Raw genomic sequence first — 25921 nt, 5'->3', positions numbered from 1 at the left:
AACGGAAAAAAAAGTTTATGTCGATAGTTTATGAATACGGTTTTACTATTTTTGGAAAAATTTCCCTGAACGTGTTCCGATTATTCGACTTTTCGCTTAAAATGAGTGGTTTTCCGATGAAGGAAGCCCATGCCACTTTCGATGCAATTCTGGCCATCCCGGAAGCTGATTTTTCGACTTATCTCGAAGCACAACGAAAAAAAATAGTGGTTTTTCACTTGGAAAACAATCCATTTTACAAAGAATTGGTTGGAGAAAAAAGCAATACAGATTGGAACAACCTTCCGGTTCTGACTAAAAAAGATCTGCAAAAACCATTAAAAGAACGGCTTTCAAAAGGATATACCCAAAAATCTGTTTTTGTCAACAAAACATCAGGTTCCAGTGGTGACCCCTTTATTTTTGCCAAAGATAAAGAAGTACATGCACTCACTTGGGCTTCGATAATTTATCGTTTTGGTTGGTTCGGCATCGATTTCAACTCTTCCTATCAGGCACGGTTTTACGGTATTCCTTTGGATTTCATCGGTTACCGAAAAGAACGTTTGAAGGATTTTCTGGGACAACGTTACCGCTTCCCGATTTTTGATTTATCGGATGCCTTTCTTGAAAAAGTACTGAAGCATTTCAAAACCAAAAAATTCGATTACATCAACGGCTACACCAGCTCGATTGTTTTGTTTGCCAAATTCCTTCAGAAAAAAAACCTTATACTGAAAGATATTTGTCCGACATTGAAAGTCTGCATGGTTACTTCCGAAATGCTTTTTGATTCCGACAAAGAACTGTTGGAAACGCAATTCGGTATTCCTGTTGTAAACGAATATGGCGCTTCCGAACTCGATCTGATTGCATTTCAAAATCCCAAAGGAGAATGGCAGGTGAATTCGGAAACCCTTTTTGTTGAAATTTTGGATGAAAACAACCTGCCGGTTCCTAATGGCCAGGAAGGACGTGTCGTTATCACTTCGCTATATAACAAAGCCCATCCTTTCATTCGTTATGACATTGGTGATGTTGGTGTTTTGGACGAAAAAAGCACACCCAAAAAACCAATCCTCAAACAACTGGTCGGACGTACTAATGATATTGCGCTTTTGCCAAGCGGAAAAAAATCGCCTGGCCTTACTTTTTACTATGTGACCAAAAGCATTATTGAAGACGACGGCAATGTGAAGGAATTCATCATTCGTCAGACAAAAACTGATGCGTTTGAGATTGATTATGTAAGTGAAAAGGAACTTACAGAGGAACAAATCAAAGGAATCCAAAAAGCGATTGACACTTATTTGGAGCCGGGGCTCAATTTCTCGTATCATCGAAAAGAAACCCTTACACGGACTGCGCGTGGGAAACTAAAACAATTTAAATCTGAACTTTAATTTCTGTATTTCATAAAGCCACGATACATCCAGTGCAGCATATAATACGACGATTGTAAAGTGTTTAGTTTTTCCACTTCCCTGTAAAATTGCCACTGGTATTTTATAAGATTCTTTTTATTTCTCGAGAGTGAGTTTTCGCGAATCCGATAGACTGCTTTTGTCTCCTGAATTCCGTATGCGAAAGGAATTTCTTTGAGATATTTTAACCACAATCCCATGTCCTGCCGCTTCCGGATTTCCGGCATGGTCTTCTTTCCTAAAGTCTTAATATCTACAAAAGCTGTAAGACAACTGATGGAATTCGATTTAAGAATATCCGTATAGGTAACTTTTTTAGGAACAATAAAATCGGAATAAACAAATTCTAAATTTTCATCTGAACGCCTATATGATGAAAACACGAAATGGACTCCAGATGCCTGAATGTTTGTAATACTATTTTCAATAAAATCCGAAAACCAAATATCATCAGCATCAAGAAAGGTCATATAATCACCGCGAGCATTCTCAATTCCGATATTACGGGCTTTAGCAGGCCCCACATTTTTATCGAGCGGAAAAAATTTAATTCGGGATTCTTTCTTTAAAAATTCAATTATAACTGCAACTGTATCGTCGGAAGAACCATCATCCACGATAAGCAATTCCCAATTTTTATGTGTCTGATTCTGGACAGAGCGTATCGTTTCAACAATATATTTTGCCGAATTAAACGTAGGAGTTATTATTGAAACAAGACTATTCATTAATACGCTTTTTCTTCGCCTCTAATTGCATTAAAGACTGTCATGAATATTATTTTAAGATCCAACAGAAGCGACCAGTTTTCAAGGTAGAAAATATCATATTTTACCCTGTTGATAATATCGGCATCGTTTTCCACCTCACCACGGTAACCATTGGTTTGTGCCAATCCCGTAATTCCCGGTTTCACAAAATGCCGTACCATGAATTTATCCACACTTTTGGCGTACATCTCGGTATGACTCACCATGTGGGGTCTCGGTCCTACTACAGACATATCTCCGATAAGCACGTTAAAGAATTGAGGTAATTCGTCAATGCTGGTTTTACGGATAAAGCGCCCAACGTTGGTAATTCTGGGGTCGTTTTTGGATACCTGTTCCAAATCGGCAATTTCGTTAGGTCTCATGGAACGGAATTTATAGCAATCGAATTCGTGATAGTTCAGACCATTTCTCCTCTGTTTAAAAAAAACAGGGCCTTTCGATTCCTTTTTTATCAGAAAAGCCAAAATTGGGATCAGCCAAGACAATAAGCCAATGATTACCAATAACGAAAAAATAATATCAAATCCTCTTTTGACAATCATGTTTATCATTTTGTCCAACGGGATATCCCTTAATGATGCCACTGGTATATAGCCATAAAAATCTAACTTCATATTTCTCGATAACACCTCATCATCATCCGGCAAGAACTTCAAAACCTTTAAATTGTTATCCGTAAAATCAATGAACCGATTGATATCCTCACTCTCCATATCGCAAAGTGAACAATAAATTTCATCAATTTTTTGCTCTAGGACGAATGAGAAACAATCGCTGATCTTTTCATTCTTATTACCTTCCAAATCGAAATGAGAAACCAGGTTATACCCATAATCTGGATTTTCATTGAAAAAATGAGTTAACTCAGCAACATTTTTTCCTTCACCTATAATAACAACCCTTCTGAAGTTTCCTCCAAAAACAACCCTGAAACGCTTTAAAAAATAAAATATAAAAAGTTTCGCGAGGGAAATTAAAACAATCGCAAGTGTAACGAATTTTAAGATTTTGGAAGGTTCTGAAAACTTTAAAAAATAACCCAGATATGCAAAATTCAAAATAATAAACAGCACATACTGATTTAAAATCTTCCCTAAAATTTCCAGTGCTTTTGTAAAGCGATAAACCTCATAAAACCCAACATTCCAAGCTATTAACACCCATGAAACGGAAAGAAAAAGGTGGTAATTGATAACATTGGGCGGATCCAATAGCAGCACTGTCGCTAAGACATTAATAATCATTAAGTCCAGCAAATATGAAAATGGCCTAAGATAGCCTGAATATCTTCCAGTGTGTCTTCCCAATTAAAAAATGTATTTAGAAAAATCCTTATGTTCTTCTTTTGCCAATTCTTCCGGGGAAAGCGATTTAAAATATTCGTACGTGATTTTCATTCCTTCGGAACGGGATATTTTTGCCTCCCATCCTAATATTTCTTTAGCCTTAGTAGTATCCGGCTGGCGTTGCATAGGATCATTAACTGGCAATGGAAGGTAGACCACTTTTTGATTGGTACCTGTGAGTTTTATAATTTCTTCTGCAAAGTCCTTTATGGTAATTTCATCTGGATTCCCAATATTCACAGGTAAATGATAATCCGAATGTAACAGACGGAAAATCCCTTCCACCTGATCATCTACATAGCAAAACGAACGGGTTTGGGAGCCGTCTCCAAAAATGGTTAAGTCTTCGCCGCGAATTGCCTGTCCGATAAACGCCGGAATTACACGGCCGTCATTTAATCGCATTCGCGGACCGTAGGTGTTAAAGATTCTAACGATTCTTGTTTCTACACCGTGATACGTATGATACGCCATGGTAATTGATTCCTGAAAACGCTTGGCTTCGTCATAAACACCTCGTGGACCAATCGTATTTACATTACCATAATACTCTTCCGTTTGTGGATGTACTAAAGGATCTCCATAAACTTCAGATGTAGACGCAATAAGAATTCTTGCTTTTTTAACTCTAGCCAGCCCCAAAAGGTTATGGGTTCCCAAAGATCCCACTTTCAATGTCTGAATAGGGATTTTTAAATAATCAATTGGACTTGCAGGTGAAGCAAAATGCAAAATATAATCTAATTTACCTGGAACGTGAACAAATTTTGTAATATCGTGATGATAAAATTCGAAATTTTCAAGTTTAAAAAGATGCTCAATGTTTTTCAGATCACCTGTAATAAGATTATCCATGCCAATTACATGGTACCCTTCTGCTATAAAACGATCACATAAATGCGAGCCTAAAAATCCGGCTGCTCCCGTGATTAAAATTCTTTTCATAATTATAAATTATACTTTTCCTCTGTCGGCTTCAGTGTCGAATTAAAGACACAATAGAGTGTAATAAAAAAAAGCACCCCTCTTTGCCTGCAAAAAAAGGATTCCGTCAAAAATAAAACTATCATCGTTACTGCGAAAGCAATATGCAAAAAATCTTCATTTTTCCAGGCATTTTTAAGATTAGAATATAACATCGTAATCAAAACGAAAAAACCAAAAATCCCTATTTCGGCAAATGTCTGCACATATTGATTATGAAAGTTAAAATCACCATAACCCAGATTCAGATTATGTTCAGCCACCTTTTCTCTTATTTTATTCTGGGACGCTTGCAATCCGAATCCAGTCAAAAGAATACTGTTCCCGTCAAGCATCTCCTTAAAAGCTCTTATCTGAAAAATTCTCAGGGCTGTCCCCGGAAAAAAATGATTTGGCTGAAATTTATCGTTGTGCCATGCTTGTTTCAAGCTAACGTTAAAAACTTTTGCATTGTCATTCCCTATTTTATTATTGACCGTATTATCCACAAATGCCGTTTCGTATTCCAATAAAAATCGTTCCCTTACTTCTTTCACATAGACCAATGAAAAAAACAAAAACGAGAAAACAGCAATGACAGTGGTTCCTTTAACACTCTTTGGGATGTCCGAAAAAAAAGAATAGTAACAGACAATCAGGATAAAATCAATGGTTATAATACTTTTCGATGACAAAAGAAAAACCAAAGCTATCAAAATAAACAAAGCTGCCTTTTCAAAATAATTTTTGTTCTTTTTAGCTACAAAATAAAAAATGGCAAAAGACGCAAAAACAGATACATAAATGGCACTGAGATCCTGAGTTACCAATTCATGATAGAAAAAAACAGAAATATCCCCTGTAGTCCTATAGCGCAGCGCTGCTTTCACAAAATAAAAGAGCGCATAAAAAACCATGCTTAAACTAAATAGCCTAAAAACAAGATGCCTGTTTATTTTTTTTATGTCCGGAATAAACAAAAAAGGTAGTGGAACAAACAAAAAGGCCAATTCTTTTTGCAATCCGCCCGAAGTTAATTCCGTGTCACTTGTCCACATCAGTGAAGTCAGCATGATCAAATAGAATATAACCGGAAGAAATAAATGCGTATTAAATGAAAATTTAATTTTAAAGAAAGAAGAAAAGGCAACGGTAATCAGTAATATAGTTGCTAAACTGCTGAATGCGTACTTTAAGGGTATTGCTATTAAAATTCCTGCTAGAAGGCAGCTAAAAACACTCTCCTTATTTATCAGGCCTCTTTTTTCCAGCCAGGCATTTTTGAAATAACTACAAGTCTTCTCCATCTATGTTTACCCACAATTAATCTCAGTAGCTATAGCCTTAAAGTGATTTTGTATAAATGCGCAAGTTATCATTTTTTTTGTTCCGGAAATTATTCTTTTAGCATCTTTATTACAGAAAACAATATGTATTCCGCTTTAAGCGGTGACATACTGCTCCAGTTGATTTCGATAACCTAAATCTCTGCCCTCAAAACAACAAGATTTGTAAACAGTTATTAAACGCTATCAAATCTTCTCCTGACAATAAATCGTTTATAGGCATACAAATCTGATCACATCTTTGGTCACATACGTGTACTGGAATATTTTCTATAAATAGCTTCTAATTTTTCTATGTTGTTATCCATATTGAAATGTTCTCCAAATATTTTTAGAGAGTTTTCACCAAAATTCTCTTCAACAGCTTTGTCGTTTAAAATATGCAAAAGTTTATCCTTAAACTCCTCCACATTTTCGTTTTTGATAACATAACCGTTAACGTTATTTGTAACCAAATCACGGTTGCCATCACAATCAGTAACCACACATGGCTTTCCCAATGCCAAGCTTTCTATTATAGAATAAGGCAAACCTTCGTATCTTGCTGTAGAGATGTAAAGTTTAGCGTGCTTTATAATGTTAAAAATATCGCCTCTTTCTGTCCACTTTAAAAGTGTGACATGGTTTTCAAGGTTGTATTTTTTGATCAGATTCAATACCGAATCCAAACGGTCGTGGTGAAAACCCAACCCGATGACTAGTAGATGTATGTCATTTTCTTTACGAACCTGATCAAAAACTTCAATCATAAGTTCAATGTTTTTCTGATAAGATGGTCTGCCTACAGAACAGATGTAATTATCGGGCCACGTTTTTTCAATCGATAAAGACGGTATAATTTGAATTGGTTTTATCGAGTTGTTAAATAACAAAACTTTATCTCCAGGATATTTTACTTCATTTAAGGCTCGGTCTCTTTCAGAATTTGAAGAGGCAAGCACATAGCTGTTTGAAAACCTTGTTAATTGTTCTATTTTTAAAAAAAGTGATTTTTTCAATTTACCCGAAGCACTCAGATAAGAAAAAGCCTGAGGCGTGTATAGAACATTCACCTTAAGCAACCATCCAACAATTCGTCCGATCACACCACCCTTTGCACTATGTGCATGGATAAGATCCGGTTTTTCTTTTTTGAGAATAGCATATGCCTTAACCACGGCCTTTATATCCTTAATAAAGGATATATTCCTGAAAATGGATATGGAATAATCAGTTAGTTTTCTTCCGGTTTTATCATGAAATCCGGCTTTAACATCGTCTGTTCCGTGAATAATTATATTTTCAAATTCTTTCGGATTGATGTTTTCCAAAATCAACCTTAAAGAAACATCAACTCCTCCAACAGAATGTAAAACGTGAGCAACCTTTATTTTATGATTCATTATTTTTTTTAACTAAGCTCAAAATTAAGCCAACTATATAGCATCCGAGCTGCCTGTACAATACGCATTCAAAGATAAAAAAGATTGTTAAAGCTAAAACTATAGAGAAAAAAATAAAATTATCTGCCCGTTTAAAAAGGAAATAAACGAAGGCTACAAAAAAAGACAAGCCAATTATTCCACCAACCAGTAAAATCCCTAAAAATTGATTATGAGAATTATACCTGATTTTTACATACCAGTCTCGTTTATCTTCTTTGGTTATACTGGTCGAATAACATTCAGTTAAGGCGCTTATCGTTTCATCAAAACCGCCTGACCCGATAGTGATGCTCTTGAAATCTTTCGTAATAATTTCAGAAGAGCATGGCCATATCACAAATCGAGGTTCATAATCCACAAATGTTTCAATCCCCTCGTTAAATTTGAACCTGCGTTTGATGTTATCTATAAAATACACCGAACTGAATAGAATCAGGATCAGAACGACAATACCGCATACTTTTTTGGTAAAAGATATTTTAGAATATTTCAAAACATATAGCCCCCCAATTAAGACATAAGAAATCAACGCCAACCGCGCTGCTATATAAACGACAAAAAACACATTTAAAACAATCAATGCAACACCTAAAGGTTTAAGCATTTGTCGGTTCTTTATTTTATGAAAGGTAAAAAGACTGGCCAACAAAATAAAAAAACCTAAATAAGGCCTGTCGAAAGGTAATACCTCATAAATATCCTCGCCGTTGGCTAAATCCAGGTTTCCTTCTTTTAGCAAAAGGAGAATCTTGACAAAAGAAACCAAAATAGCAAGATTAATCGTAAAAATATATGACTTAATTAACTTAGTGGAATTGCTATTCAAAAAGACCAACCCTGCCAGGATAACAATTGAAATTCTCGAAATTGTTGTGACATCTGCCGCCAAACTTCCTTTGAAAACTGCCAATAGTACAATTACAGCTACAAAAAGCATATAAGGAATAAGAGTTTTGTAAACCAGTTCCTTTTTATAAACTACTCTTTGAATTATTAAAACCGCTAACGATATCGCGAAAAGAATGTTGGGAAGAGCCTTTGAATAAGGAATCAAAAAAATGGCTGCTATCGCGAGACAATCAACAATATTGAGGTTTTTTAACTTTTCCATTTTTTTAAAGTCTGAATAAGGATATTAGGGATATACAGCAACAAGTAATTTCTAACCAATCCATAACAAGGCCAAAAACCAAAGTAAAAATGTTTTCGGATAATCTGTATTCTGCTTTTCACTTGTTTTTTGCGTTTAGACAAAGAAATGCCATTAGGATTAATCTCATACTTTACAAGAAAATCCTGCAGATTATGTGTTTTGTATTTTTCCATTATGCTAAAAAAATAGGCATAATCTTCCGCTGCTTCAAATTCTGTCGGGTACACTCCAATTGTTTTCAAAACCATTGACCTGAACATTACGCAGGGATGAAGAAACATAGCATTTAAATACATTTTGTGCTTTATGACTTCGTGTTCTTCCGGGAAAACAGTACGGTAGAGTTCATTATCATTTATGTCGACTGCAATGGCATTACAACCAAGCAGGGCTACATCGGGATTTTCCGTTAAAAAACATTCCTGTTTTTGAAATCGTTTACCAACAACAACATCACCACAATCAATTCGGGCAATGAACTGATATCTACTTTGTTGTTTAACAAACATAAGCCCTTTGTTCAATGCCTCTTCAATTCCGGAATTTATAGGGAGGTATTCTATATGTAACTGCCCATTGAATGAAACGCTTTTTTTTAAAACATCTGCATTTATTGTATCGGTATTGCTTCCGTCATCTACAATTAAAACATCAATTTTTTCATCGGCGTTAATAGATTTTATGGTTTTTAAAAGGCCAGTAAAATTATTGTAATGTGGTATTAAGACTATTGTGTTGTTCATTATTATTCCTTGAACTTATAATTAAAATCGCCAGTGAAATCCAAACACCATATATCCTGAAAGAATCTATTTGCATCCAATTGATAAACAAACCTACTAGTGATATGTATGTTGCTAATCCCAAAATTTTGCGATTATTATCTTCATTTTTAATTAGCTTTTTTGCTTTTGAAAGCATTCGATATTGCAAAAATAGAAATATCCCGAAACCGATTATACCTAACTCGGCAAGAATTCTCGTATATATATTATATCCCGGGGGAAATGATTTTTCTTTTTTGTTTTTATAAAAAATATAAAATTCATAGTTATTTTTGGTTGCCCATCCAGGATAACGCCCTCGGGCCACATAAGCTTGCTGCCCCAGACCAACACCTGAAACTGGGTTTTCAGCAAAAATCAGCAATGATGTATATTGGATACCCAATCTGGATTTATTTGAAGGATTGCTTTTTAAATTTCCGAGAAAATTTAAGGATTCTACTTTCTCTTTAATAGCATCATAAAACTTGACTCCAGATACAATACCGACGGCTAATGTAAAAAACAGCGCATATTTGACAAAAAGCAATACAATTCTTTTTTGAGCATAATGGAAATAAAGGAAATACAGAAAAACTATAAACTGTATTGTAACTACAATTAAGGCCGTTCTGGAACCTGAAAAAAAAGTAAGAAGCAAAACAGCAACCGCCGGAAAATAACGTTTGTATCCTTTATCCGTAATTATAAAGCTAAACATCCAGCCTGCTATGGTAATAAGATAAATAGCTAAAAATGGAGGCTCGTATGACACACTGGAAATCCTTCCTTCAACATGAAGTTCTGGCTCTAAAAAAGGTAAATATCCGAACAGATCCAATAACGGTTTTAAGAAATATAACCCGAAAAAAGAAATCAATGTTTCAATAAAGCCATAAATTGAAACAACAACCAAAGAGGTAAAAAATGTTTTTCGAATTAAAAGAAAAATCTGCTCTGCGGTTTTATCCTTAAAAACAAACCAATATACTTGAAAAAAAATGACACTAGATAAAATCAGTGAAAACAGCTGCCTTATAAACCTGCTTAATCCCGAAGTCCCTTTAAAATAGAAGGAATAAACATTTGAGGCATTCAGCAAAGTACTAATTATACACCAAATTATAAAAAGCAATAAAACTAAATAAAGATTATTCCTGTATGGAAAATTTAGTTTTTTGACGAATAGAGTATATAAAACTATTAATAAAAAAGCGGGAATAAAAAATAACACTGCAGATTCAGTGCTATATTCCCCTAAAAAAGAGAGACCTTCGTACTCATTAAACGGTATGAAAAACAACCCCAATACAAAAAAATATGTAATTAGTTTTCTAACGGGCATATCGCTTAATTCTTCTTATTATTTTTGAAATTATACTAGTCCCAAATATACTAATTAAAAAAATTTTTAATTTCATTATTGTTTTCTGTCCCGAAGACATCCAAGATGAATCATAATGATGTATTGTCATTGTTTTCTCGGTGATACTTAATTTTCCCGTAAAATAGTTCAGGGGATAAAAGTACTCGGAAGGATAAATGATAACTGAATCATTTAAAACTTGTTTTGTGTTATCTAATTTTAATCCATACTTAACAAGTTCGTCGGTAAAAATTTTCGGAATCGTATACTCCCGTAACTTGTCGATGCACTTATTAAAACTCAATTCCCTATATTTTTCCAAAACTGATGTAACAAACTTATCTTCTTTTGGAGATATTATTATTCCGGCACCAACATATTTTGAATCTTCAAAACCACTTATAAAATTTGGGGATATTATGCTTAAAGGTTTTAAAAGTTCCATATCTGTATCTAAATAAATACCTCCAAACTTGTGTAACACATCCAGTCGGCAAATATCAGCAACAAAAGCATACTTCCTTGCTTCATAAGCTTCTTTGGAAAAAGTATATGAATTAACATCAAAATTGTCCTCATTCCATTGGATTATTTCATAATCCGGAAGAAATTTTTTCCAGCTTTCTATACATTTTAATGTTAAATCTGATAAAGGTCCTCTGCCAAACCAACAATAATGTATCTTTTTAGGAATCATTTATTTTCTTTTTTTTATTAATCGGGCAGGCACCCCTGCATAAATAGTATACGGCTCAACATCCTTTGTAACAACAGCGCCTGCAGCAATTACCGAATGTTCACCTATTCTAACACCATTCAGAACTATTGCGTTAGCTCCAATCCACACATGATCTTCAACAATAACACTTTTTTGCGGCACTTCTCCATAAAACCTAGGGTGTGTTGACTCTCTGTCCAATGGGTGCTCATCAAGACCAATTTTGACATCAGGCCCCAAAGAACAATAGCATCCAATTTTCGCTCTATGAATATTTACATTACGTCCGTATGTATATGCTCCAATCGTCGAAAAACTTGAAATTTGTGATGTCCCTGTAAAAAAACAGCCTTTATCAATAGTTGCATTAATGGAAACATCACTCAAAAATGAAATTCTAACACCTTTAATATTCCAATAGAAGTATCTATAAATTTTTTTTATCAGACGGATAAAATCCTCTAAAATAAACTTCATTTTCAAATGTTTTTGTTCTTTAATGCTTGATAAGAGTAATACCCCATTCCTACTAATAAAATTACTTGAGAAATCATCTGCGAAATTGAAGCCCCTATATAACTGTATTTTAATGATAGAATATAAATCAGTGGAATATTAATCAATGCAGCAAACAAAACTACTCTAAAAAATTCTTTTTCTTTTCTCAAATTTAACAAAACCTGTTTTCCAAAAAAAGAATCAAAAAAAGACAAAAGTGGAATAAATGCCAATATTTTGAAAACAATAACACTATTTTTCATTTTGCTTCCTAAAATAATGTCAACTATATATTCTGACGATAGAAGTAATAATACAGACAAAATGGAAATTATAATAAAAGATGCTAAAACAATTTTTTTGATTAAAGCTATACCTTCCCCGATATTTGTATTTAATTTAATCGCCAACACCGGAAACAAACTATTTTGAACGGGAACAAAAATATTGCTGACGGCACGCAAAATTTTTTCTGCACCAACAAAATAAGCAACTGCAGTATTCCCAGATAAAATTCCTAAAATAAATATATTGAAATAAGATATAAAAAAAAGTTTAACCTCAGACAGAAACATGTATTTTCCCATTCTTAAATGACTCTTAAAAGCCGAAAATGACGTAAATTCATATTTGACATCGTACTTCTTGTATATAATTACCGAGGCTATAATAAAGGTAATAAAATATGCAATAAAATTATATATTGGTACAAGTACGTAATCATTCTCGTCTTTTAAAAAAAATAAAACTGCAACCAAATAAAACGATTTTCCGATAGCGCTTGAAATGGTTAAGAATTTTGACTCTTGAAGCCCTTGAAAAAACCAAATCGGAATTAAAGATTGCCCTACCAGAGACAACAGTGTAAAAAGATATATTTCGGGGGTCGTGTTGAACTTTTCAAAACTATAAACAATTAAGGAAAAGACTATAAAACAAATTAATGATAAAATGAATTTTGAATTGATTGTATCGTTATGTATTTTTTTAAGTTTTAAAAAATCATCTTTATAAATAGAAATTTCTCTTACCGATATTGTATTAAAACCAAAGTTGATAATCAATTGAAAAAAAACAGCAAAAACTAAAGCAAAACTCAACAATCCGAATTTTTGGGGGCCTACTCTATCAATAATAACAGGGATTGTCAGTAACGGAATAATAAGTTCAATTACCTGAAAAACAGTAAGCGAGAAAAAATTTCTAATAAAATCTTTTCTCGCCCAAAAGTTAATTTTGTTCTTTAAGTCTTCTCTTCCGTTCATCTATTGAACTTCCAATCTTAGAACTGAGTCTTCAAGACTCTCTCCATTTCTGGATAAATTTGAGGATTTGTAAATAAAATTGGATCGTAAGCCTGATTGATTTCCTTGGTAACAATTTTACCAGAAAGAGAATCTAGCTGAGCAAACTCATTTGTTCTGAAATAATGTGAAATTTTATCTTTTCCAATGACAAATGAACGATCTTGTTGTTCTAACTTAATATAATTCAACATTATCTCATTCTGTTCTTTTTTGGAACTCACGTCAAATCTTATATCATTCGGGATTTCTCCTTCATTAAATTCAAAAACTATTTTCTGAGGAGAATCACTCCCTTTAATTCCTTGATAAATAGTGTGTTTATCATCAAAATAAGAAATTGAAGGATCTTTCCAGAACAAAATTAATTCATCATCTTTTTTAAAAATTCCCTCAACCTCCACTTTAAAAGTATTAGGATTAACAACTACTTCTTGTTCTTCTTGAACCTCTTTTTGTTCATTAGCTTCTTTTTTACCGCAAGAAAAGCTTAATACTGAAACAACCAATAATAAGAATATCTTTTTCATTTTTGCTTTTTATTAATTTTTGCACAAAAATATAATTTTTATTGATTTAAATAAGCATATAGGAAAACTTTAAAGCTGTATAAAAACTTACATTCATTTACCCTCATTTCCATTCATCGTTTATATCGCACCTTAACCGGAAAAATGAAACCATCATGTTTTTATTAAATAAATTTATACGTTTAATAATCAACATGTTGCGTTATGAAATCGATATTTACATTACTGGTCGCCACATTTCTTTTTTCCAATATAGCTTTTGCACAAAGCATTACCATAAACGAAGTACTGGCTTCCAATACGTCTGTAAATCAGGATGAAGACGGGGATTATGAGGACTGGATAGAAATATATAATTATGGTACCACTGCTGTAAATCTAAACGGCTTCGGACTTTCCGATGATGCAGCCTTAAGACACAAATGGTCCTTTCCTGCCATTACCATAAATCCAGGGCAATACTTGTTGGTGTGGTGTTCCGATAAAAACAAGAGAATCGTACCAGGTCAGTTGCATACCAATTTTAAAATTGATGCCGATCCTGGTGAAACTCTATACCTTACCAATCAGTCTACCTTAAATCTGTCCACCTTTCAGGCCATAAAACTGCCAGAAAATATTTCCTATGGAAAATCCCCCAACGGAACAGGAAGTTATTTTTATTTTGACACACCCACACCCCGACAGCCTAATCCAACTACGGGGGGATATTCCGGAATTTTGGAACCACCCGAATTTTCAAAAGCTGGTGGATTTCACCCCGCTGGATTTAATCTTAGCTTTATCAACTTACCGCCGGGAGTTACCATTATCTATACTCTTGACGGTTCCGATCCCGATCCCGACAACCTTGGAGGTAAAACTTATTCCTATAAAAACAAATACAGAGAAATGGTAGGAAATCAGGATGGTTCTTTAGTGCCAAACAGCTATCGTTCCTTTACTTATTCCAGCCCTATACAAATAGTTGACCGCTCACCGCAGGCCAACGACTTGGCTAATATGCCTTCCACCTTTCATAACGTTCCATTTTATATTCCTACGGCTCCTATTTTCAAAGGGACTGTTGTACGGGCCAAGGCCTACAAAAGCGGTTTCCTTCCCAGTAAAATAGCTACCACAACCTATTTTATCACTCCAAACGGAGCCAGTGAATTTTCATTGCCGGTAGCATCTTTAAGTATAACCGAGAGTAAACTTTTTGATTATACCGACGGTATTTTTGTGGCGGGAAAAACCTTTGACACATGGCGAAATAATAATCTAGGAGTGGATGCCTTTAGTTGGAACAGTGAAGGCAATTACTCAATTCAAGATGACCCTTCCGAACGGTCCGCTCACATAAGCTTCTTTAAAAACGGTTCTGAGTTTTTTAATCAAGATATCGGCGTCCGAATTAACGGCGGTAATTCACGAGCGTACCAAAGCAAATCGTTTCGATTGATAGCAGATAACGATTATGGAAAGAAAACTATGAATTACAGGTTTTTTGACGATGAAGAACAAACTGTTTTTAACCGACTGATTTTACGAAACGGGGGCAGTGATTTTGAAAGTGCCATGTACAGGGATGCGCTTGCCGATGAATTAATGAAAGGAACCGGAATAGAAAGTATGGCTTATCAGCCCATGATTGCCTTTGTTAACGGCGAATATTGGGGTATTTTAAACCTTAGAGAACGCATAGATAAATATTACTTCGAAAACCTGTGTGGCATCGAGGAAACAGAATTAGACTTACTCGAAGATGATATGACGGCAACCGTGGGCGACAAGGACCACTATAACAGTATGACTTCCTTCTTAACCAACAACAGCCTGGCAATATCGGGAAATTATGAGTACATAAAAACACAGATGGATGTCGATAATATGAAGGATTACTATATTGCAAACATTTACTATGACAATAATGACTGGCCGAGCTGGAACGTGCTCTATTGGAGAAAAAGAACGGCATACAACCCTAATGCGCTATATGGACTGGACGGACGATGGCGGGCCGCCTTAAGAGACAATGACGACTCCTTTGGTTATGCAAAAGGCAACAGCCTTCACGATAATTTAGCGCAGGCTACGGCGCCTAACAGCACCTCATACCCTAATCTGCCAAAATCTACTTTAGTTTTACGAAGTTTATTAGATAATCCTACTTTCAAAAATGATTTCATCAACCGATTTGCCGATTTGATGAATACCTATTTTCTTCCAAGTAGGGTCATAGAGGTTTCCACAGCTATGAAAAACAAAATTCAGCCTGAAATGCAGGAACATTATGACCGATGGAAATCCGTCCAATATACCACTTGGCTGGACGTTGTGACCAGTATCCACAATTTTGCCAACACCCGTCCCGCCAATCAAAGACAACATATCCGTCAAAAATTCGGAATCAGCAGTAATATAAATGTATCCTTAGATGTAGAAGGTACAGCACAAGGTTATATCAAAATAAATACGATTGATATTCTTTCCTCTACTCCGGGAGTACCTGCCAATCCGTATCCTTGGAACGGTATTTATTTTCACAACATCCCTATAAAGTTAAAAGCAATTCCAATGTCGGGATATGTGTTTAGCCATTGGAGCGGTGCTAACAGCAGCACAACGGCCGAAATAACCATTACACCGACTTCGAATATTTCGCTGACGGCTCATTTCATTCCTGATACGAATAACAATGCCCCTGAAATATTTTACTTCTGGGTAATGGATACCGATATACCTAACGACACCCCGCTGACCTCACTTGCATCGACTTTTGACATTCCCGCAGATGGCTCAATACAGTTCCAATCGTGCTTAGTCGGATATCCTTTTACCAATGCAAGTTCAAATTGGCGCAAAGCATCTATGGAACGACGAAACAACCCGACACCGCTAAACTATTATCCGGAAGTGAACCAAAACACTGCTTACATCAATTCCAACATGCGAGGACTTCAGATAAAACAGCCTTTTCAAAGCGGCGGATTGCAAAACACCATGATATTTAATCTTTCCACAGTAGGATATAAAAACATTAAGTTTGCCTTTGCGTTTGTAGATGGAGGCGCCGCCACCGGTATTAAACTAGAGTATTCAACAAATACTGGTACTCCTGTATGGACAACTGCAGGGCTGACACCTTCGGCTTTCCCGATCACAACGTCCTACCAACGTATTGTGGCGGATTTTTCACTGATACCGACGATAAACAATAATCCGAATTTTAAAATTCGCCTGCGTTTTACCGGACCCAATATGACAGAAGATGCCGGAAAAGAAGTCACGTTCAACAATATCAGTTTAGAAGGTGTGGCACAAACATTAAGTAACGAGGAAAATACAGTTTCTAATTTTATTGTGTATCCTAACCCTGTCACAGATATTGTTCATATTTCGCATCGTCTTAGCAATCTCAGCTACAAACTTTTTGGCATCGACGGAAAAATGATTCAGGAAGGTCAACTCGAAAATAATGAAATTAATCTGAGTCATTTAACGGCAGGTTTATACTTATTACAACTGGAAGGAGACGGCAAATCGGAGACAAAAAAAATACTTAAACGGTAATAAGGATCACTCTTTCATTACAAAGGGAGGTAAAAAACACCTCCTTTTACTTTGAAAAAAACATTCTAAAGAGGTGTAATTTATCGTTTTTAACCGCATCGTGTTGACTATAATCAACTGATTGTGGTCATGGGCCAACTCTATGTGAAATCTCTATCGTAAAAAAATTGCCAAACAATAACCGACAATCACTCAGCAGATGGGAAAGGGTCTAATGCCTCTTCCCATCTTTTTATATCCAGGCCAAAAGTATTTTTAATCTTGGTCTTGTCTAAAACACTGTACTTCGGCCTTTTGGCAGGTGTTGGATAATTCGAAGTCGAAATCGGGTTTAGGTTAATTGCAACCTTATTGACTTCAAAGATTTTTTTGGCGAAATCAAACCAGCTGCATTGTCCTTCATTACTGAAATTATAAATCCCGTACAGAACTCTTCCGACAGGTTTGGCATCACAGAATATTATCATTCCGACAAGTGCTTCCGCTAAATCGACGGCATTGGTTGGGGTTCCGATTTGATCATTCACTACCGAAAGCGTATCCCTATCTGAGGCCAATCGCAACATGGTTTTCATAAAATTATTTCCGAATTGCGAATACACCCAGGAAGTACGAATGATAAAAAAGTGTTGCAAAATCGTTTGAATTATCTTCTCACCTTCTAATTTGGTCTGACCATAAACACCTGTTGGGTTTGGAATATCATCTTCCGAATAAGGTGTTGTTATTTCTCCGTCGAAAACAAAATCGGTAGAAATATGGAGTAAAACGGTCTGGTACTTTTTACAGCATTCGGCAATATTTTTGGCCCCCAAAACATTAACGGCATATGCCTTATCATGTTCTGCTTCGGCTTTGTCGACCGCAGTGTATGCCCCAGCATTAATGCAGAACTTCGGCTGATATTTTTCAAAAACCGATTCGCAACTGGCTGAGCTGGTAATATCCAGTTCGGAAGAGGAACAAAAAACAAAATCGATGGCAGGATAATTACCTGCTATGTATTGCAACGCTTGCCCTAGTTGTCCGTTAGCTCCCGTCACTAAAACTACCATACTTTTCTGGCATTTTCAAAAGTCGGCAAAATCATATCTTTTTCCGAAATCAGCAATTCGCTCAACGGTAAACCCCAGTCAATACCCAAAGCAGGGTCGCTGTATTGAATTCCTCCTTCAGATTCCTTACTGTAGAAGTTATCACATTTATAGAAAAAAGTAGCCGTTTCACTCAATACGACAAAACCATGAGCAAATCCTCTTGGTATAAAAAGTTGTCTTTGATTTTCAGCTGATAAAATTTCCGATACATACTGTCCAAACGTTTCAGACCCTGGACGAATATCTACAGCTACATCCAAAACTTCACCCTGCAGTACGCGTACCAATTTTGCCTGCGCATGTACGCCACACTGATAATGCAATCCGCGAAGCACTCCTTTAGTGGAGTACGATTGGTTATCCTGGACAAAATGCACATGTTGTCCCGTTTCCTCTTGAAAGGTATGTTCATTGAAACTTTCCATGAAATAACCACGGGAATCATTAATTACTTTTGGCTCCAGAATAAAACAACCGGATAATTTTGTCGGTATGACATTCATTTTTTAAAATTCCTCAGATTAATTTGAAAGTAAACTCACTAAATGTTTTCCGTAACCACTTTTCAATAAGGGTTCAGCCAACTCCTTTAACTGGGTTGCATCGATAAACCCCATTTTATAAGCCGCTTCTTCAATGGCACCAATTTTTAATCCCTGACGTTCCTCGATTACCTGCACAAACTGTCCCGCCTGCATTAACGACTGGAAGGTACCAGTATCCAGCCAAGCGGTTCCTCGATCGAGAATGCTCACCTGAAGTTTCCCTCTATCAAGATATTCTTTATTTACATCGGTGATTTCCAATTCGCCTCGATGACTCGGTCTTATATTCGCTGCAATTTCCAACACATCGTTATCGTAGAAATAAATTCCAGGTACTGCATAATGGGATTTTGGCTGAAGCGGTTTTTCCTCTATGGAAAGCACCTTGCCATTGGTATCAAAATCAACTACTCCGTAACGCTCCGGATCGTGAACATGATAGGCATAAATAATTCCGCCATCCGGGTTGTTATTTGCCTGAAGCAATTCCGCCAAACCGGTTCCGTAGAAAATATTATCACCCAGAATTAAAGCTACTTTATCATTTCCTACAAATTCTTTCCCGATGATAAATGCCTCAGCCAACCCGTTAGGCTGTTCTTGTACGGCATATTCAAATCGGCAGCCTAAAGAACTTCCGTCTCCCAATAACTGCCGAAACAAAGGCAAATCGTGCGGAGTTGAAATGATTAGTATTTCACGTATTCCTGCCCACATTAAAGTTGATAATGGGTAGTAAATCATTGGTTTATCATAAATAGGCATCAGTTGCTTGCTAACCGCTAATGTTAACGGGTGCAAACGTGTTCCTGAACCTCCAGCTAATATAATTCCTTTCATTTTCAGTTTAAAAATTTAAAGTCTTAAAAGTTTAAAGTTGTGGGCTGCTTTCATAAGAATCCTTATACTTTAACATTTAAGCTTTCTAAGTACCAGGCAATTGTTTTTCGGATTCCGGTTTCAAAATTTTCGTCGGCTTTCCAGCCCAATTCGGTTTCGATTTTTGTCGCATCAATAGCATAGCGCAGATCGTGACCTGGGCGATCTTTCACGAAAGTGATCTGATCCTGATATTTCCCTTCCGATTTTGGTTTCAACTCGTTTAACAACTCACAGATAGTGTTAGCAATATACAGGTTGTTACGTTCGTTTCTTCCGCCAATATTATAGGTTTCACCAGCTTTTCCGTTGTGAAACGCCAATTCGATTCCTTTGCAGTGATCCAGCACATACAGCCAGTCGCGCACATTTTTACCGTCTCCATAGATTGGTATATTTTCTCCTGTCAACGCTTTACGGATAATTGTCGGAATCAGTTTTTCATTGTGCTGCTTCGGACCATAATTGTTAGAGCAGTTCGTAGTTACCACATTCATTCCATAGGTATGGAAATAGCTTCTCACAATCATGTCAGAGCCAGCTTTCGATGCAGAATAGGGACTATTGGGTGCATAAGGTGTAGTCTCTTCGAATAAACCTGTTTCTCCTAAAGTTCCGTAAACCTCATCGGTGGAAACATGGTGAAAGCGGCAATTTTCGTAACCCGGTTTGTATTGGTTTGGTCCTATCATCCAGTGTTTTCTGGCAGTATCCAAAAGGTTAAACGTTCCCAATACATTGGTTTTGATAAACGCTTCGGGTCCGGAAATCGAGTTGTCCACATGGCTTTCGGCAGCAAAATGGATGACATCTTTAAAATCAAAATTGCGGAACAATTCTTCAATAAAAAAACGATCACAGATGTCTCCTTGAACAAAGGTGTAGCGAGAATGGTTTTCCACCTCCTTCACATTGGCCAGGTCTCCGGCATATGTTAACAAATCCAGATTTACCAAATGATACTCCGGATTATTTTCTATAAAATGAGGGACAAAATTAGCACCTATAAATCCGGCGCCTCCCGTTACTAAAATATGTTTCATTATATCAAATTTCGCTTTGCCAGTTGTTTTCTGTAAAAATCCCTTATCATTCCAAACAGAGCGAAAAGTCCTATGAATAAAACCGGTAACATCAATTTCATTTTACCTCTTGTGGCTTTGTTATTCCTTATGTTTAAAATATGACTGATCTCTTTGATAATTTTGTCGGAAGTAATCAGTTCCAATCGTTTATCTCCCTGTTCGTTGATTAATATTTCTTTTGTTTTAAGAACATCGTTCAACTGTGTATTTTCATTGTAATACACCAATTTATCGCTTTTCTGATTACTGCCGACTGCATTTGAAAATTGATTCATTACCCCATTAATTTGTGAAATAATGCTGTCATTCTCCTTAACTTTAACAGCTAAATTGTTGAGATGTTCCTTCTGTATCTTTCGATAAAATTCACTTTCATTCAGATAGTCCAGTAAAGGTGTCAGCGTCATTTTCTCTGAGGTAACCTCATTTGTTGTATACGAAATGGTATGATAGGTATAATTCTTACTGGTTATATTGTCTTCAACTATTTTCTTAAAATCACCGTCTTCCGCCATTAATTTCAATAATTCAAAATTTTGCTCATTTCCGCTGATAAAACGATAGATATCCGTAATAGGTTCGATTTCTATTTTTGAAAATTTCTTTGGGTTTACAATTCCGATTTGTTTTAAAAAAACAGTATCCCCTTCTTTAATTTTAGCTGATATAAGGTTGATCTTAGAATACAGGTAATCCGTACTTCCGAAATTTGGTTTCACAATCACTTCATGATCATATACTTTGATATTCTTGTCCAGATAAAAACCCAGGCCGGCACCAATAACAAATAAAATTCCGATAAGTATAATGTTTCTTCGAATGAATAAAATTCCGTCAAACAGCCAGTCGATAAATGACTGTGCCATTTCACCTATCTTTTTTGAAAGTTGGCCTAAATCTATTTCCTGATCATTTGAACTGATCTGAGGGCTATCGCTCATAAAAATGAATTATTGTATGTTAAAAATTTGTTCTAATATCTTAATAGTAATCAGATAGGTAGGCTTTACTCCTGTCGTCCCCAATCCTCCTGATGCCAGTGTGCTTCCCGTTTCCAAAGGGTTATCCGAAGCATAGTAAGCATAACGTACTTTCACATTCGGATTGATGCTCTTGCGTATTTTAGATGCCGACTGTACAGCTTTCTGGTAATAAGCCCCTTCCATTTCAAGTCCAATGGCTCCCCAGGTCGAGTCATGAAAAAACTGCAATAAATCTTTATTCTGGAGCGAGGTCCCCAAAACGGTAACCATTGGTCCGGTAAAAACAGGAATGCCGTTTCCTTGAAACATTTCTGTCGTCAGTTTATTTTCAAAAGGATAATTATCCGCTGTTCCCTCATTCACGTGAGCATTCGGAATCATGATATCGCCTTTTCCTCCCTGAAGGATTCCGGCTTTCCCCATTATGGAAACCGATTCTACATTTAGGAATATCTTCCCGCTAGGCGTTTTATAAGGTTTCAATAACTCGTCAATCGTCTCATAAGCCTGCTCACCGAAGGCATAATCCATCACGATCAGCACGGGTTGTTCTTTCCCTAACATTGCCTTTGGAAAGCCTGATTTCTTTAGGTTGAATTTTGCCGTATCAAAAATCTGAACGTCGATATTGGTTCCTGAGGTATCCGGCAGGGAAATCATTCCGTGTTGTAACGCAAATTCTTCCACTTTCTTGCGTAGGGTATCATTTCCCGATTTGCTCAAATCTCCGAAAATCTGAAAATCATCGCCTCCATTGTATTTGCTTCCCAAGACCGGTTCGGCAAAAATCGAATTCATCACACTGTGCATGTTCGCACTGATAATGTGAATCGGCCTAACCAATAAATCATTTTTCTCTAAAACTTCTTTGATGTTATTGGCCCAGATTTCACCATAAATATGATGTCCCAAACGTTCTCTTAAAATCGGACTGAAGGTAATTGTGCGTCTGTTGTTATCCGTGACTTCTTCAATGGCTAATTTCCCTAACCAGTAAATCACATGTAAAAAACGATCCGGTTTTTCTTTGCTGCCAAAGCCTTCATAGATGTCCATTACCTCGGCGAAGGTTCTTCCCAAAACATTGGAAGCATGAGAAATAGCTTGTTCCCTATCCACCAGGGTTAATTTTTTATTCTGAAGAACAACCTGTTCCAGTTTTTCCCAATCACGGGTTAATCTTCCCTCTTCATCAATCATCACACGGTCTTTGATTTTGTGCGATTCGATAAAGATGAACGTCAAATGCGTTAAAATGTCATAGATGTCCGAACGTCCTCTTGTAATTTCGATATTCATCTGTTCGTCGTCAATGCGATAACAGTTTCTTTTTCTTTTTGGAGGAACGATAGGCTGAAAATGCGATTTCGAATAGCCTTCATCAGAAGTTAGGTTGATGTAGCGGCACTCTTCAATGCCCACTGGAAGTCGTTCTATAACATACAACAATCCGTTTAATTCTACTTTCTCATCGGCTATGGAACCATAAATTTCAGGGCGTAACGATAATAATGCTTCACGTAAGGTCTCGCCCGAAACCCCCATTGGTTTATAAAAACCCCGGTTAAACAAATGACGCATGGTAATGTACAGTCGTTCAATAGCTGCCGACGACTCTTGCGCCCGAGAGCGCGAAATGTTCTTTAATTCTCTCATGAACTTTTTCTGTTTCTAACCCACAAATATAGTTTTTTATTTTTTTGTGAGTTCGTCGACGATTTTTCTGTCATTGCACAATCTCGGCAGTTTATTTTGCCCGCCCAGTTTGCCGATGGATTTCATGTACTCCTGAAATCCGTTCTTAGGAACTTTCGTGATTACCAGGGTGCGTAAAACATGGCCTGCAATCAGGTCATCGTAATATACATTTTGTTTTCTCATAGCCTGATCTATGCGTAAGGCGAATTCATCATGATTATCAGGTTCATTTTCAAATTCAATGAACCACTCGTGATATGGCAAGCCATCTGTAGGGCTAACCTGCGGCGCCACGGTAAATTCGTTTATGTGTACTTCGGTTCCTTCCATCGCCTGCTGCAAAGCCGCTTCCACCTCTTTTCCGATAACGTGTTCGCCGAAAGCGGAAATATAATGCTTAATGCGACCGGAAACGATAATACGGTACGGTTTTAAACTGGTGAACTGAATGGTGTCTCCAATATTATAGGCCCAAAGTCCGGCGTTGCTTGATAAAATCAATACATAATTAATCCCCAATTCCACTTCGCCGATGGTGTAGCGTTTCGGGTTTTCGGTAAAAAACTCTTCGGATTTGATGAATTCATAGAAAATTCCGGAATTCAACAACAACAACATGCCTTTTTCCTTTTGGGAATCCTGATAGGCAAAAAAACCTTCGGAGGCCGGAAACAATTCGATGGAGTCAACTTTCCTTCCGATAAGACTTTCAAATTTGGCGCGGTACGGTTCATAATTCACTCCGCCATAAATAAACAGATTGAAGTTTTTGAACAGTTCCCCGACCGGCTTGTTAGCTCTGGCCTTCAATTTCTCGAAATACATCTGCACCCATGATGGAATTCCGGAGATAACTGCCATGTTTTCATGGAAAGTTTCTTCCACTATGGCATCGACTTTTGTCTCCCAATCCTCTATGCAATTGGTTTCCCAGCTGGGCATGCGGTTTTTCTGCAGATACTTCGGAACGTAATGCGCTACTATTCCCGAGAGACGGCCTAGTTTAATTCCGTTTTTCTCTTCCAGAATTGGACTTCCCTGAAGGAAAATCATTTTTCCATCGACAAAATCAGCATTTCCGGTTTCGTGTATGTAACTCAAAATCGCATTTCGGGCTGCTTCGATATGAAATGGCATCGACTCCTTGGTAAGCGGAATGTATTTGGCTCCCGAAGTCGTTCCGGAAGTCTTGGCGAAGTAAATTGGTTTGCCTTTCCAGAGAATGTTCTCTTCGCCTTTTACTACACGATCAACATAAGGCCGCAACGCTTCATAATCGCGAACGGGCACTTTTTGAGCAAAATCCGCAAAGGTTTTTATGTGAACAAAATGATGGTCTTTCCCAAACCGAGTGTTTTTCGCTTCGGCTATCAAACATTCGAAAACACGCTGCTGCGTTGCCACCGGGTTGCTGGCCCATTTTTGGGTTTTATGATGAATGACTGCCGCAAACTGTTTGGCAATGAAAGCTTTTAATGACATTGATTAAGTATTTGGGAATTTATTTTTAAGGGCGCTTTCAGTTGTAAAAAGAATAAAAAACACCACGAGTAACGGAAACAATATTCCCGGTATCAGCGCTGCTTTCCCATCCAGTTTTAAAAGCAATCCCAAAAAAGAGGAAAGCAGTAAAAAAACACTTCCCTGCATCATTTTTAAAGCTGAAAAACGTTGGGCAAAATGCCATCGTTCGATCGATTTCATAGAGCCTGACGTCCTATAACCGTAAATTGAATTTATTTTTTTTGGCGGAAAAACATACAATACCAACCCGGCTATCATAAAAATAATGCCGCACAACAGAGGCATTTGCAATAAATTGGTTGTCCACTCCATTAGTTCTTTTTGTTTTTGGATTCGACTTCCTTGCGCAATTCCATTTCGGATTTGGAAGGTTCCATCACAAGGGTTTCCGAATCAATCTCTTCAGCAACTATAATGGAATCGATGTTGAGTTTGGCATATTCCAAATCGCCATTGAGTACTTTTTTAATCGATTCCACATACAAATTATTACGCTTCATAGCTTTTTCAAGCGAATCGGATTTTATGGCCAGCTCGATTGCCTGACGTTTCAGTTCTGTTGAGGCATAACCGGGTATGTATTCGCGAAGCGGCGTAAAAGCAATAATATACGTAGTCACAAAAATAATCAGCAAAGCACCCACTGTTGCCACAATAAAGACATTCATCAGGGTTAACCGTAACGAAAAAATTTCTGCGAAGGTGTCTTCGTTCAGTATCACCAGACGGTTTTTACTAAAGAGTTTTTTTCGGATTAGTTGTCGTTTCAGTCTTTTTCCGGACATGCATAGTGGTTTGATTCACAAATATAAAAATATCACTTTGGATTAACCTAAGTTTACTTAACCCTTTTCGCTATTTGGTTAAAGAAAACCTAAATTTCAGGTAGTTTATTCAAAAACAAGGGGCTGAGTGTTTGCAAAATCGATTTTATGGCTACCTTTGTCCGAAATTAAGTAACTAAAAT

The 25921-nt window shown here is 36.6% G+C and carries 23 protein-coding genes; 2 read left to right on the top strand and 21 right to left on the bottom strand.

Translation table 11 applies throughout. The features are described 5' to 3' along the window. Nucleotides 1–71 precede the first annotated feature (71 nt). Complete coding sequence (locus LZF87_RS03390) at nucleotides 72–1382, top strand: phenylacetate--CoA ligase family protein (RefSeq protein ID WP_244343697.1); 1311 nt, start codon at nucleotides 72–74, stop codon at nucleotides 1380–1382. On the opposite strand, the gene LZF87_RS03385 is transcribed toward LZF87_RS03390, so the two are convergent. From LZF87_RS03385 to LZF87_RS03330, 12 genes are all read right to left on the bottom strand, one after another. Continuing rightward, the gene (locus LZF87_RS03385) at nucleotides 1379–2131 is read right to left on the bottom strand and encodes a glycosyltransferase family 2 protein (protein ID WP_244341831.1); all 753 of its coding nucleotides are present in this window, start codon (nucleotides 2129–2131) and stop codon (nucleotides 1379–1381) included. The genes LZF87_RS03390 and LZF87_RS03385 overlap by 4 nt on opposite strands. After that, nucleotides 2131–3483 (bottom strand): undecaprenyl-phosphate glucose phosphotransferase, encoded by a 1353-nt coding sequence (locus LZF87_RS03380; protein ID WP_244341830.1) that lies wholly within the window; start codon nucleotides 3481–3483, stop codon nucleotides 2131–2133. The genes LZF87_RS03385 and LZF87_RS03380 overlap by 1 nt, the downstream gene beginning before the upstream one ends. Beyond that, entirely contained in the window at nucleotides 3484–4467 is a 984-nt protein-coding gene (locus tag LZF87_RS03375) for a UDP-glucuronic acid decarboxylase family protein (RefSeq protein ID WP_244341829.1), read from the bottom strand. Between the two features lie 2 nt (nucleotides 4468–4469). Next, a complete protein-coding gene (locus LZF87_RS03370) occupies nucleotides 4470–5792 on the bottom strand; it encodes an O-antigen ligase family protein (RefSeq protein WP_244341828.1) in 1323 nt (440 codons plus the stop codon). A gap of 284 nt (nucleotides 5793–6076) precedes the next feature. Further along, nucleotides 6077–7213, bottom strand: a complete 1137-nt coding sequence (locus tag LZF87_RS03365; protein ID WP_244341827.1) for a glycosyltransferase — start codon at nucleotides 7211–7213, stop codon at nucleotides 6077–6079. Continuing rightward, complete coding sequence (locus tag LZF87_RS03360) at nucleotides 7203–8165, bottom strand: O-antigen ligase family protein (protein WP_244341826.1); 963 nt, start codon at nucleotides 8163–8165, stop codon at nucleotides 7203–7205. The genes LZF87_RS03365 and LZF87_RS03360 overlap by 11 nt, the downstream gene beginning before the upstream one ends. A gap of 188 nt (nucleotides 8166–8353) precedes the next feature. Further along, complete coding sequence (locus LZF87_RS03355) at nucleotides 8354–9151, bottom strand: glycosyltransferase (RefSeq protein WP_244341825.1); 798 nt, start codon at nucleotides 9149–9151, stop codon at nucleotides 8354–8356. Then, the gene (locus tag LZF87_RS03350) at nucleotides 9114–10517 is read right to left on the bottom strand and encodes an O-antigen ligase family protein (RefSeq protein ID WP_244341824.1); all 1404 of its coding nucleotides are present in this window, start codon (nucleotides 10515–10517) and stop codon (nucleotides 9114–9116) included. The genes LZF87_RS03355 and LZF87_RS03350 overlap by 38 nt, the downstream gene beginning before the upstream one ends. After that, nucleotides 10507–11235, bottom strand: coding sequence for a glycosyltransferase family 32 protein (locus LZF87_RS03345; protein WP_244341823.1), 729 nt, complete (start codon nucleotides 11233–11235; stop codon nucleotides 10507–10509). Before LZF87_RS03345 ends, LZF87_RS03350 begins: the two co-directional genes overlap by 11 nt. Next, nucleotides 11236–11733 (bottom strand): CatB-related O-acetyltransferase, encoded by a 498-nt coding sequence (locus LZF87_RS03340; RefSeq protein WP_244341822.1) that lies wholly within the window; start codon nucleotides 11731–11733, stop codon nucleotides 11236–11238. A 2-nt stretch (nucleotides 11734–11735) separates the two neighbouring features. Next, nucleotides 11736–13019, bottom strand: coding sequence for a flippase (locus LZF87_RS03335; protein ID WP_244341821.1), 1284 nt, complete (start codon nucleotides 13017–13019; stop codon nucleotides 11736–11738). A 17-nt stretch (nucleotides 13020–13036) separates the two neighbouring features. Next, entirely contained in the window at nucleotides 13037–13588 is a 552-nt protein-coding gene (locus LZF87_RS03330; RefSeq protein ID WP_244341820.1) for a hypothetical protein, read from the bottom strand. A 204-nt stretch (nucleotides 13589–13792) separates the two neighbouring features. Between LZF87_RS03330 and LZF87_RS03325 the strand changes: the two genes are divergently transcribed. Next, nucleotides 13793–17143: a CotH kinase family protein gene (locus LZF87_RS03325; RefSeq protein ID WP_244341819.1), complete on the top strand. Its 3351-nt coding sequence runs from the start codon at nucleotides 13793–13795 to the stop codon at nucleotides 17141–17143. A 188-nt stretch (nucleotides 17144–17331) separates the two neighbouring features. Here the strand turns inward: LZF87_RS03325 and rfbD are convergent, their stop codons facing one another. The 9 genes from rfbD to LZF87_RS03280 form a co-directional block, all read right to left on the bottom strand. Then, a complete protein-coding gene (gene rfbD, locus LZF87_RS03320) occupies nucleotides 17332–18198 on the bottom strand; it encodes a dTDP-4-dehydrorhamnose reductase (RefSeq protein WP_244341818.1) in 867 nt (288 codons plus the stop codon). After that, the gene (gene rfbC, locus LZF87_RS03315; RefSeq protein ID WP_244341817.1) at nucleotides 18192–18743 is read right to left on the bottom strand and encodes a dTDP-4-dehydrorhamnose 3,5-epimerase; all 552 of its coding nucleotides are present in this window, start codon (nucleotides 18741–18743) and stop codon (nucleotides 18192–18194) included. Before rfbC ends, rfbD begins: the two co-directional genes overlap by 7 nt. An 18-nt stretch (nucleotides 18744–18761) precedes the next feature. Beyond that, nucleotides 18762–19625, bottom strand: coding sequence for a glucose-1-phosphate thymidylyltransferase RfbA (gene rfbA, locus LZF87_RS03310; protein ID WP_244341816.1), 864 nt, complete (start codon nucleotides 19623–19625; stop codon nucleotides 18762–18764). A 62-nt stretch (nucleotides 19626–19687) separates the two neighbouring features. Continuing rightward, nucleotides 19688–20707 carry a dTDP-glucose 4,6-dehydratase gene (rfbB, locus tag LZF87_RS03305; protein ID WP_244341815.1) on the bottom strand — a complete coding sequence of 340 codons (1020 nt, stop codon included), beginning with the start codon at nucleotides 20705–20707 and terminating at the stop codon, nucleotides 19688–19690. Next, on the bottom strand, nucleotides 20707–21690 hold the full coding sequence (locus LZF87_RS03300) for a hypothetical protein (RefSeq protein WP_244341814.1): 984 nt from the start codon (nucleotides 21688–21690) through the stop codon (nucleotides 20707–20709). The genes rfbB and LZF87_RS03300 overlap by 1 nt, the downstream gene beginning before the upstream one ends. 9 nt (nucleotides 21691–21699) lie before the next feature. Then, on the bottom strand, nucleotides 21700–23388 hold the full coding sequence (locus tag LZF87_RS03295) for a DUF6909 family protein (RefSeq protein WP_244341813.1): 1689 nt from the start codon (nucleotides 23386–23388) through the stop codon (nucleotides 21700–21702). A 36-nt stretch (nucleotides 23389–23424) separates the two neighbouring features. After that, entirely contained in the window at nucleotides 23425–24912 is a 1488-nt protein-coding gene (locus tag LZF87_RS03290) for a GH3 auxin-responsive promoter family protein (RefSeq protein WP_244341812.1), read from the bottom strand. A gap of 3 nt (nucleotides 24913–24915) precedes the next feature. Continuing rightward, entirely contained in the window at nucleotides 24916–25266 is a 351-nt protein-coding gene (locus LZF87_RS03285; protein WP_244341811.1) for an SdpI family protein, read from the bottom strand. Further along, complete coding sequence (locus LZF87_RS03280) at nucleotides 25266–25739, bottom strand: peptidase (protein ID WP_244341810.1); 474 nt, start codon at nucleotides 25737–25739, stop codon at nucleotides 25266–25268. The genes LZF87_RS03285 and LZF87_RS03280 overlap by 1 nt, the downstream gene beginning before the upstream one ends. Nucleotides 25740–25921 lie beyond the last annotated feature (182 nt).

The sequence above is a fragment of the Flavobacterium enshiense genome, assembly GCF_022836875.1.
Classification (GTDB): domain Bacteria; phylum Bacteroidota; class Bacteroidia; order Flavobacteriales; family Flavobacteriaceae; genus Flavobacterium; species Flavobacterium enshiense_A.
This window is presented reverse-complemented; position numbering and strand designations above follow the sequence as displayed.

What these genes read in the sequence shown, in the direction of transcription:
- LZF87_RS03300 (WP_244341814.1), bottom strand. Translation starts at nt 21,690, where the DNA reads ATGAGCGATAGCCCTCAGATCAGTTCAAATGATCAGGAAATAGATTTA.
- LZF87_RS03350 (WP_244341824.1), bottom strand. Translation starts at nt 10,517, where the DNA reads ATGCCCGTTAGAAAACTAATTACATATTTTTTTGTATTGGGGTTGTTT.
- LZF87_RS03340 (WP_244341822.1), bottom strand. Translation starts at nt 11,733, where the DNA reads ATGAAGTTTATTTTAGAGGATTTTATCCGTCTGATAAAAAAAATTTAT.
- LZF87_RS03335 (WP_244341821.1), bottom strand. Translation starts at nt 13,019, where the DNA reads ATGAACGGAAGAGAAGACTTAAAGAACAAAATTAACTTTTGGGCGAGA.
- LZF87_RS03355 (WP_244341825.1), bottom strand. Translation starts at nt 9,151, where the DNA reads ATGAACAACACAATAGTCTTAATACCACATTACAATAATTTTACTGGC.
- rfbD (WP_244341818.1), bottom strand. Translation starts at nt 18,198, where the DNA reads ATGGTAGTTTTAGTGACGGGAGCTAACGGACAACTAGGGCAAGCGTTG.
- rfbB (WP_244341815.1), bottom strand. Translation starts at nt 20,707, where the DNA reads ATGAAACATATTTTAGTAACGGGAGGCGCCGGATTTATAGGTGCTAAT.
- LZF87_RS03280 (WP_244341810.1), bottom strand. Translation starts at nt 25,739, where the DNA reads ATGTCCGGAAAAAGACTGAAACGACAACTAATCCGAAAAAAACTCTTT.
- LZF87_RS03375 (WP_244341829.1), bottom strand. Translation starts at nt 4,467, where the DNA reads ATGAAAAGAATTTTAATCACGGGAGCAGCCGGATTTTTAGGCTCGCAT.
- rfbA (WP_244341816.1), bottom strand. Translation starts at nt 19,625, where the DNA reads ATGAAAGGAATTATATTAGCTGGAGGTTCAGGAACACGTTTGCACCCG.
- rfbC (WP_244341817.1), bottom strand. Translation starts at nt 18,743, where the DNA reads ATGAATGTCATACCGACAAAATTATCCGGTTGTTTTATTCTGGAGCCA.
- LZF87_RS03370 (WP_244341828.1), bottom strand. Translation starts at nt 5,792, where the DNA reads ATGGAGAAGACTTGTAGTTATTTCAAAAATGCCTGGCTGGAAAAAAGA.
- LZF87_RS03290 (WP_244341812.1), bottom strand. Translation starts at nt 24,912, where the DNA reads ATGTCATTAAAAGCTTTCATTGCCAAACAGTTTGCGGCAGTCATTCAT.
- LZF87_RS03285 (WP_244341811.1), bottom strand. Translation starts at nt 25,266, where the DNA reads ATGGAGTGGACAACCAATTTATTGCAAATGCCTCTGTTGTGCGGCATT.
- LZF87_RS03365 (WP_244341827.1), bottom strand. Translation starts at nt 7,213, where the DNA reads ATGAATCATAAAATAAAGGTTGCTCACGTTTTACATTCTGTTGGAGGA.
- LZF87_RS03330 (WP_244341820.1), bottom strand. Translation starts at nt 13,588, where the DNA reads ATGAAAAAGATATTCTTATTATTGGTTGTTTCAGTATTAAGCTTTTCT.
- LZF87_RS03295 (WP_244341813.1), bottom strand. Translation starts at nt 23,388, where the DNA reads ATGAGAGAATTAAAGAACATTTCGCGCTCTCGGGCGCAAGAGTCGTCG.
- LZF87_RS03385 (WP_244341831.1), bottom strand. Translation starts at nt 2,131, where the DNA reads ATGAATAGTCTTGTTTCAATAATAACTCCTACGTTTAATTCGGCAAAA.
- LZF87_RS03345 (WP_244341823.1), bottom strand. Translation starts at nt 11,235, where the DNA reads ATGATTCCTAAAAAGATACATTATTGTTGGTTTGGCAGAGGACCTTTA.
- LZF87_RS03325 (WP_244341819.1), top strand. Translation starts at nt 13,793, where the DNA reads ATGAAATCGATATTTACATTACTGGTCGCCACATTTCTTTTTTCCAAT.